This window comes from Streptomyces sp. MS19 (assembly GCF_047200595.1).
Classification (GTDB): domain Bacteria; phylum Actinomycetota; class Actinomycetes; order Streptomycetales; family Streptomycetaceae; genus Streptomyces.
Genome location: NZ_JBJZOH010000032.1, coordinates 47379 through 55629, shown reverse-complemented (window position 1 = coordinate 55629; position 8251 = coordinate 47379). Strand labels below are relative to the sequence as shown.

Sequence of the window (8251 nt, the reverse complement as noted above, 5' to 3'; positions counted from 1 at the left end):
GAGCGATGCACGGGAGTCAGTCACTAAGGCTTGCTCCCGTCACCCTAGGCGCCGAAGACCGCCTGGTATGCGCTCTGCCCTGCTCCGACCAGCATGGTCAGACCAGGGGTAGCGGTACCGATTGCTGTGAGGGTCGCGTTCAGCCGGTCGAATGCGGCCTGTACGCGCCCCGGTTCAGGCGCTTCGGTGGCGGCTGCTTCTTCCAGCACCTCTGCGTCCAGGACCAGTTGGCTTTGCTCGTCTGCGGAGACCCCCAGGCTTGGCGCGAACTGCCGTACCTGCTGGGCGAACTCGGCGAGTTTGGATGCGTCCAGGCCGAAGGTGTTGTTCTGGACGACATGCTGCTGGGAGCCAGCAACGAAGCCGTGTGAACCAGTGATGTTGTAGGTGTCGCCGCCGGTTGGCTGGCGGCTCAAGAAGTCGTTCACGGTTCCTCCAGCGAGTACGCAGCGGGTGCCTTGGGCTGTGATCAGGACTGCCACTCCGGCATCGGTGACCACTCGTTCCACGAGAGCGTGCTCGCGCAGGTAGTCGAGCGCGCTGAGAACCTCAGCCTCGGTCAGGGGATCGCCGGCGAAGCTGCACAGCGGATCTTCCAGGAACGCCAGCGCCGGAACAGCGGCTTGTCTTCCGCCCACGCGCAGGACCCAGCGCAACAACACATCGCAGGCGTTCCCGAAGCGTTCGACTGTGTCGGTGCGCAAGGCGATCAGCCGACGCGCTTCCAGTAGCCCGTCGTCGGTGGGGTAGACCTCGGAGAGTCCGCCAGCGAGGCTACGCGCGATCCTGACGAGTCCAAGTTTTTCCAACTGCAACGCCATGTTGTCGCTGTCGTCTTCTGGCAGTCCCTCGTTCTGCGCGAAGATCTTCACGTCTACGTAGGGGCCTGGATTCTGCTGGACGGACTCATACAGCCACAGCAGCAAGCGGGACAACTGCGGGTCGCCTTCGAGGCCACTGGCACTCGCGAGGGTGAGCACCCCCATGGACGGAGGCTCAACCTCGACGGGGATGCGTACGGGGTGCTTGCGGTTCGCCCGCTCGAACTCCTTGACGATCTCTTTCTGCATCTTCTCGATCGCGCGCTTGTCGATCTTGAACCCGGCCAATCCGGTCTCCTATGGGGCGGTGGTGGTTCAAGGCTAGACGCCGCCACTGACAACGGGCCTGTGCCTCGGGGCGGACTGCTCGTCTCCTGGGTGCGGTCGGATCGGCCGACGGCGTGGGAGCCAGATCCCGAAGTCGGCTCCCAAATGGCTCCCAGATTGGCCCCCGGACGCACATCAGGCCCGGCACTGATCTCTCAGTACCGGGCCTGACCTGGTATTTCTCTGTCGGGGTGGCGGGATTTGAACCCACGACCTCTTCGTCCCGAACGAAGCGCGCTGCCAAGCTGCGCCACACCCCGTCTTGCGGGGACCACTCTAGCCGACCCGGCCGTGTGGGGGAAATCAGGTATCGCGGGGGGTCAGGGTCAGGAGGGTTGCCTCGGGGGGGCAGGCGAAGCGGACGGGGGTGTAGCGGTTCGTGCCGCAGCCCGCGGAGACGTGGAGGTAGGCGCGGTGGCCCTCGGACTCGTGGGTCGAGAGGCCCTTCACGCGGGCCGGGTTGAGGTCGCAGTTGGTGACGAGGGCCCCGTAGAAGGGTATGCAGAGCTGGCCGCCGTGGGTGTGGCCGGCGAGGATCAGGGGGTAGCCGTCGGCGGCGAAGGCGTCGAGGACGCGCAGGTACGGGGCGTGGACGACGGCGAGGGAGACGTCGGCCTCCGGGTCGGGGCCGCCGGCGACCTCGTCGTAGCGGTCGCGCTTGATGTGGGGGTCGTCCAGGCCGGTGAGGGCAAGGTCGAGGCCGGCGGCGGTGAGGCGGCCGCGGGTGTTGGTCAGGTTGAGCCAGCCCGCGGCGTCGAAGGCGTCGCGCAGTTCCCACCAGGGGTTGCGGGGGACGTCGCGCGCGGGGCTGTTGCCGTTGAGGCCGTGGCGGCCGGAGGCGCGCTCGGCGAGGTAGCGGGCGGGGTTGCGCAGGGCCGGGGCGTAGTAGTCGTTGGAGCCGAAGACGTACGCGCCGGGGAACTCCAGCAGCGGGCCGAGGGCGTCGAGCGCCTCGGGGACGCCGGCGGGGTCGGAGAGGTTGTCGCCGGTGTTGATCACGAGGTCGGGGCGCAGCCCCGCGAGCGCGCGCAGCCAGCGCTGTTTCTTGCGCTGGCCGGAGACCATGTGGATGTCCGAGACCTGGAGGACGCGCAGCGGCCTGGCGCCTGGCGGCAGGACGGGGACGCTGATCCGGCGGAGGCGGAAGGAGCGGACCTCGAAGCCCGCCGCGTAGCCGACCGCCGCGGCGCCGAGACCGGCCACGGTGAGACCTGCGGTGAGGGGGATGCGGTATCGCGCGCGCATGGGGCAATGGTGTCACGGCTGTCACAATGGTGGGCATGACCTCCCTCAAGTCCCGACTCCAGGACGACCTGACCGCCGCGATCAAGCAGCGGGACGAGCTGCGTTCCGCCACCCTCAGGATGACGCTGACCGCGATCACCAACGAGGAGGTCGCCGGGAAGCAGGCGCGGCAGCTCTCGGACGACGAGGTGCAGAAGGTCATCGCGCGCGAGGCGAAGAAGCGGCGCGAGGCGGCGGAGGCGTTCGCCCAGGGGGACCGGCAGGCGCAGGCGGAACGGGAGCGGGCCGAGGGCGAGGTGCTGGCCGGTTACCTGCCGGCGCAGCTCGGCGACGAGGAGCTGGGCGCGCTCGTCGCGGACGCCGTGGCGGAGGCGCGTGCCGGTGGCGCCGAGGGGCCGCGGGCGATGGGCGCGGTGATGAAGATCGTGAACCCGAAGGTCGCCGGGCGGGCCGAGGGCGGCCGGGTCGCCGCGGCCGTCAAGCGGGCGCTGGCCGGCTGAGGGCGGGCGGGAGAACGGCGGAAGGCCCGCCCGGCGCGTCGTGCGCCGGGCGGGCCTTCCTCATGCCGGGCCGCGGTCAGTCGCGGTTGGGCGGGAACTCGATGTCGGGCAGGTCGCCGAAGTCGAAGCCGCCGTCGTTGTCGTCACGGCCGCCGCCACCGGGGCGGTTGTCGTTGTTGCCGCCGTTGCCGCCGTTGCCGCCGCCGGGGCGGTTGTCGCGGTCGCGGTCCCGGTCCCGGTCGTCGTCATCGTCGCCGTCGGTGTCGCCGCGCGGTACGTTGACGTCGGTGAACGTGCCCGGCGTCGTCCCTTCGAGCGCGCCCTGCATCGCCTGCCGCCAGATCGGGCCGGCGACCCCGGCGCCGCTGGCGCGCTCGAAGAACGTGCCGCCGATGCTCACGTTCTCCATCGGGAACAGTTCGCCGTCGCCGCCGACGCGGACGGCGGTGGACAGTTCGGGGGTGTAGCCGACGAACCAGACGTTCTTGCGCTCGTCGGTCGTACCGGTCTTGCCCGCGTTGTCGCGGTCCTGGAGGCCGACCCTGGCGCCGGTGCCGTCCTCCACGACGCCCGCCAGCATCTGGGTCACGGTGTCGGCGGTGTGCGCGGACATGACCTGGTCGCACTCGCTCGCGGGAACGGGCATCTCCTCGCCGTCCGCGTCGACCACCGAGGTGATGGCGATCGGGGTGCAGTACGTGCCGTGGTTGGCGAAGGTCGCGTAGGCGTTGGCCATGGCCAGGGGGGGGATCGTCTGAGAGCCGAGGGTGAAGGAGGGGACGACCTCAAGCGGCTCGCCGTCGCCCCGCTCGACGCCCATCTCACGTGCGAGCGTGACCGTCTCGCACAGGCCGGCGTCGCGTTCGAGCTGGACGAAGTACGTGTTGATGGACTCGCCGAGGGCGCTCGTCATGTCCCAGGTGCCGACCTCGTCCTCGCGCTCGTTGCCGACCTCCCAGGGGTCCGTCCTGGAGTCGCCGAGGCGGTTGTTGTCGCAGTCGGTGAAGTCCGCCATGTCCACCTCGATCTCCGCCTCGGTCTCGTAGGTCAGCGAGGGGCTGATGCCGGATTCCAGAGCCGCGGCGGCTGTGATCGGCTTGAGGGTCGAGCCCGGCTGGAAGCCGAAGTCCCCGCCGCCCATGGCATGGGAGACGTTGAGGTTGATCTGCGTCTCGTTCTGCTCGGCGTCGACGCCGTACGGGCGGCTCTGCGCCATCGAGAGGATGCGGCCGGTGCCCGGCTGGACCTGGACGACGGAGGCGACGGCCTCGTCGTCCGGGTTCGCGCCGTCGGCGGCGGCCTGGGCGGCGGCGGCCTGGGCCTGCGGGTCGAGGGTCGTCGTGATCGTCATGCCGCCGAGCAGCCAGCGGGCGCTGCGGTCCTCCTCGGTCTCGCCGAAGACCGGGTCGCTGAGGAAGACCTCGCGGACGTAGTCGCAGAAGAACCCGGCGTCGTTCACGGCCGTGATGCAGCCGACGCGGGGTTCGCTGACGTTGAGCCCCAGGTCGGACGCCTGCGCCTCCTCGGCCTCGGCCTGCGTGATGTCGCCGGACTCCACCATCTTGTCGAGGACGGTGTTGCGCCGCGCGAGGGCCGCGTCGGGGTTGCCGATCGGGTCGTACGCGGTCGGCGACTGGACGAGGCCCGCGAGCATCGCGGACTCGCGCAGGTCGAGGTCGGCCGCGTGCTTGGAGAAGTAGAGCTGGGAGGCGGCCTCGATGCCGTACGCCTGGCGGCCGAAGTACGTGATGTTGAGGTAGTTCTCCAGGATCTGGTCCTTGGACAGTTCCTGTTCCAGCTGTATCGCGTACTTCATCTCGCGGATCTTGCGGCCGAGGCCCTCGGGGCCGCTCTGCGACATGGCCTCGGCGACGGCCTCCTCGTTCTCGCCGGCGGCCTCGACGAAGACGTTCTTCACGTACTGCTGGGTGAGCGTGGAGGCGCCCTGCTCGACGCTGCCCGACTCGACGTTGCGGGTGAGTGCGCGGACGATGCCCTGAAGGTCGACGGCGCCGTGCTCGTAGAACCGCGCGTCCTCGATGGCGACGATGGCCTGCCGCACCGTCTCGGCCATCTCGTCCGTCTCGACGACCGTGCGGTTGCGGCTGAAGACGTCGGCGATCTTGTTGCCCTCGGCGTCCAGGATCGTCGTCTTCTGGCTGAGCGGTGGCCGCTCCATCATCTCCGGGATGTCGTCGAAGCCCTCCATGGTGCCGGCGGCGGCGAGTCCGATGACTCCCGCGGCCGGCAGCGCGAGACCTGCGAGCACCGCGCCGGACACGACGCTGACCCCGAGAAACTTGGCGATGTGCTGCGTCGCGCTCAGCCCGCCACCCGGACGCTTCCTACCCATGACGGCAAGCCTACGTTCTCAAAGCCCGGACAGGGGTCCATCTGTTCGCCTAGGCTGCTCACGGTTCAGACAAAATGACGGCCGTCAAGTTGAAGATCACCCGTTGGGGTGAGTTTGCTGAGACGCGGCACGTCGCGGATGCCGCCCCATCGACCGGCCCGCATTCCGTTCACTCGTACGAGTGATCCCGTATAGCGCATAGTCCGAATGGGCCATGGGAGATTAGGCCCCTTGGGGGTGTTGTGCTCCGGCTCCCGCCCGTAACGTCCTCAACCGGCGAGGCGAATATGCCAATCGCCGCCGTGGGGGAGCCTGGTTTCGGGGAAGGACGGCACCGGCACATGAGCTGGCTTACGGACTGGACCGCGCAGGCGGCCTGTCGCACGACCGATCCGGACGATCTGTTCGTACAGGGAGCGGCGCAGAATCACGCGAAGGCGGTCTGCACCGGTTGTCCGGTGAGGACGGAATGCCTGGCCGACGCGCTGGACAACCGCGTGGAGTTCGGCGTCTGGGGCGGGATGACGGAGCGGGAGCGGCGCGCGCTGCTGCGCAGGCGCCCGACCGTCACGTCGTGGCGCAGGCTGCTGGAGACGGCGCGGTCGGAGTACGAGCGGGGTGTGCGGCCGGTCGGCGGGGCGGCCGGGCCCGAATTCGACGGCCCCGGCCTGGAGGCGTACGCGAACGCGGGATAGCGGTCAGCCGCGCGGCCGTCGGCCCGCGAGCAGGCCGCCGATCCTGCGCAGGCCGGCCAGGTCGTGCACGTCGCCCGGCAGGGCGGCCACCTCCGCCACGGGCACCTCGGGGTGCACGGCGGTGAAGCGGGCCCGTACGCGCTGCTCGCGCGCCAACTGCCCGCTGCGCTCGGCGTGGACGCGCAGCAGACCGGCGGCGAGCGCGTCCGCCGGGTCGGCGGGGTCCGGGGTGGGAGTCGGGGGATCGTCCTCGGAGTGAGCATCCCCGGTGCGATGATCGTCCATGCCGGACGGCGCCATGTTCTCTGCAAGATTCTTTGCGCCGAGCGCTTCGGCCGCCGCCAGCGCACGCTCGGCGCTCAGTCCGGGGACGGCCGCGCCGTGCACGCGGTTGAGGACGAGACCGGCCAGCGGCATGCCGTCGGCGGCCAGCCGCTCCACGAAGTACGCCGCCTCCCGCAGCGCGTCGCGCTCCGGCGCGGCCACGACGAGGAACGCCGTGCCGGGCGCCTGGAGCAGCCGGTACGTGGCGTCCGCGCGCGCCCGGAAGCCGCCGAACATGGTGTCCATCGCCGCGACGAACGTCTGCACGTCCCGCAGCAGCCCGGCCCCCAGCACCTTGCCGAGCGTCCCGGTGACCATGCCGAGCCCGGCCGCGCCCAGGCTCATCACCTTCCGCCCCGCCCGGCCCCCCGCCTTGGCCGGCGCCATCAGCACGCGGATGAAGCGGCCGTCGAGGAACGAGCCCATCCGCTGCGGCGCGTCGAGGAAGTCGAGGGCGGAACGGCTCGGCGGCGTGTCCACGACGATGAGGTCCCAGCTGCCGCGTGCGGCGAGCTGCCCCAGCTTCTCCATCGCCATGTACTCCTGCGTCCCGGCGAACCCGGCGGACAGCGACTGGTAGAACGGGTTCGCGAGGATCGCCGCGGCACGGTCCCGGTCGGTGTGCGCCTCGACGATCTCGTCGAACGTCCGCTTCATGTCCAGCATCATGGCGAACAGTTCGCCGCCCGCCGCCGAAGCCGTGCCCGGCACGGGACGCGGCACGTTGTCCAGCTCCGTCAGGCCCATCGCCTGCGCGAGGCGGCGCGCCGGGTCGATGGTGAGGACGACGACGCGGCGCCCCCGTTCCGCCGCGCGCAGGGCGAGGGCGGCGGCGGTCGTGGTCTTCCCGACGCCGCCGGAGCCGCAGCAGACGACGATCCGGGTCGCGGGGTCGTCGAGCAGCGGGTCGACGGCGAGGGCGGGTACGGCGGCGTCGTCCACGGTCACCACTCCTGGTCGCGCAGCAGTCGGGCGAGCCGGTAGAGGCCCGCGATGTCGATGCCGTCCGCGAGCAGCGGCAGTTCGTGGACGGGGAGGCCGAGGGCGGCCAGTTCGGCGCGGCGGTCGGCCTCCAGGGCGAGCCGGTGGGCGTACGCGCGGCCCTGGGCGAGCAGGGGGGCGGCCGTACGCGCGGGTTCTGGCAGTCCCGCGCGTGCGAGGGCGGCGGTGAGCGCGGCGAGGCGGGCGGGCTCGTCGCCGTCTGCCGGGCCGGGCACCCCGGCCACCACGGGCGGCCGGACCATGTTGACGACCGTCGCGCCCACCGGCAGCCCGGCCGACCGCAGCTCGGCGATGCCGTCCGCGGTCTCCTGGACCGGCATCTCCTCCAGCAGCGTGACGAGGTGCACGGCGGTCTCGGGCGAGCGCAGCACGCGCATGACGGCCTGCGCCTGGTGGTGGATCGGCCCGACCCGGGCCAGCCCCGCGACCTCGCTGTTGACCCCGAGGAAGCGGGTGATGCGGCCGGTGGGCGGCGCGTCCATGACGACGGCGTCGTACGTGAACCGGCCGTCGGGCCCGCGGCGTCTGACCGCCTCGCACGCCTTGCCGGTCAGCAGGACGTCGCGCAGCCCCGGCGCGATGGTGGTGGCGAAGTCGACGGCGCCGAGCCGCCGCAGTGCCCGGCCCGCGCCGCCGAGCCGGTAGAACATCTGGAGGTAGTCGAGCAGGGCGCGTTCCGGGTCGATGGCCAGGGCGTGGACCTCGCCGCCGCCGGGGCCGATGGCGATGCGGCGCTCCTCGTACGGGAGGGCCTGGGCCTCGAAGAGCTGGGCGATACCCTGCCGCCCCTCGACCTCGACGAGCAGCGTGCGGCGGCCCTTGTCGGCGAGGGCGAGCGCCAGGGCGGCGGCGACGGTGGTCTTGCCGGTGCCGCCCTTGCCGCTGATCACATGGAGCCTGCGCACCACGCCGTCCCTCCGACACGTCGCGTCCGGTCCCGCGGACGCCGTGGCCCGGGGCTCACAGCGGCGAGCCTACGGGGCA

General features: G+C 71.3%; 7 protein-coding genes and 1 tRNA gene. 2 read left to right on the top strand and 6 right to left on the bottom strand.

From position 1 onward, the window contains the following. Positions 1–44 precede the first annotated feature (44 nt). From ACL02R_RS23840 to ACL02R_RS23830, 3 genes are all read right to left on the bottom strand, one after another. Positions 45–1109, bottom strand: coding sequence for a hypothetical protein (locus ACL02R_RS23840; protein ID WP_412799018.1), 1065 nt, complete (start codon positions 1107–1109; stop codon positions 45–47). A gap of 225 nt (positions 1110–1334) precedes the next feature. Beyond that, a tRNA-Pro gene (locus ACL02R_RS23835) sits at positions 1335–1408 on the bottom strand. Between the two features lie 43 nt (positions 1409–1451). After that, positions 1452–2393, bottom strand: coding sequence for a metallophosphoesterase (locus tag ACL02R_RS23830; RefSeq protein ID WP_412799017.1), 942 nt, complete (start codon positions 2391–2393; stop codon positions 1452–1454). Between the two features lie 35 nt (positions 2394–2428). Here ACL02R_RS23830 and ACL02R_RS23825 point away from each other — a divergent pair, with 35 nt between their 5' ends. Beyond that, positions 2429–2893: a GatB/YqeY domain-containing protein gene (locus ACL02R_RS23825; protein ID WP_412799016.1), complete on the top strand. Its 465-nt coding sequence runs from the start codon at positions 2429–2431 to the stop codon at positions 2891–2893. Between the two features lie 76 nt (positions 2894–2969). Here ACL02R_RS23825 and ACL02R_RS23820 read toward each other — a convergent pair whose 3' ends face one another. Beyond that, on the bottom strand, positions 2970–5246 hold the full coding sequence (locus ACL02R_RS23820; protein ID WP_412799015.1) for a transglycosylase domain-containing protein: 2277 nt from the start codon (positions 5244–5246) through the stop codon (positions 2970–2972). 341 nt (positions 5247–5587) lie between these two features. Here ACL02R_RS23820 and ACL02R_RS23815 point away from each other — a divergent pair, with 341 nt between their 5' ends. Beyond that, positions 5588–5941: a WhiB family transcriptional regulator gene (locus ACL02R_RS23815; RefSeq protein WP_412799014.1), complete on the top strand. Its 354-nt coding sequence runs from the start codon at positions 5588–5590 to the stop codon at positions 5939–5941. A gap of 3 nt (positions 5942–5944) precedes the next feature. On the opposite strand, the gene ACL02R_RS23810 is transcribed toward ACL02R_RS23815, so the two are convergent. Both ACL02R_RS23810 and ACL02R_RS23805 read right to left on the bottom strand, forming a co-directional pair. After that, positions 5945–7213 (bottom strand): ArsA family ATPase, encoded by a 1269-nt coding sequence (locus tag ACL02R_RS23810; protein ID WP_412799013.1) that lies wholly within the window; start codon positions 7211–7213, stop codon positions 5945–5947. Beyond that, complete coding sequence (locus ACL02R_RS23805; protein WP_412799020.1) at positions 7210–8172, bottom strand: ArsA family ATPase; 963 nt, start codon at positions 8170–8172, stop codon at positions 7210–7212. Before ACL02R_RS23805 ends, ACL02R_RS23810 begins: the two co-directional genes overlap by 4 nt. Positions 8173–8251: the final 79 nt, after the last annotated feature.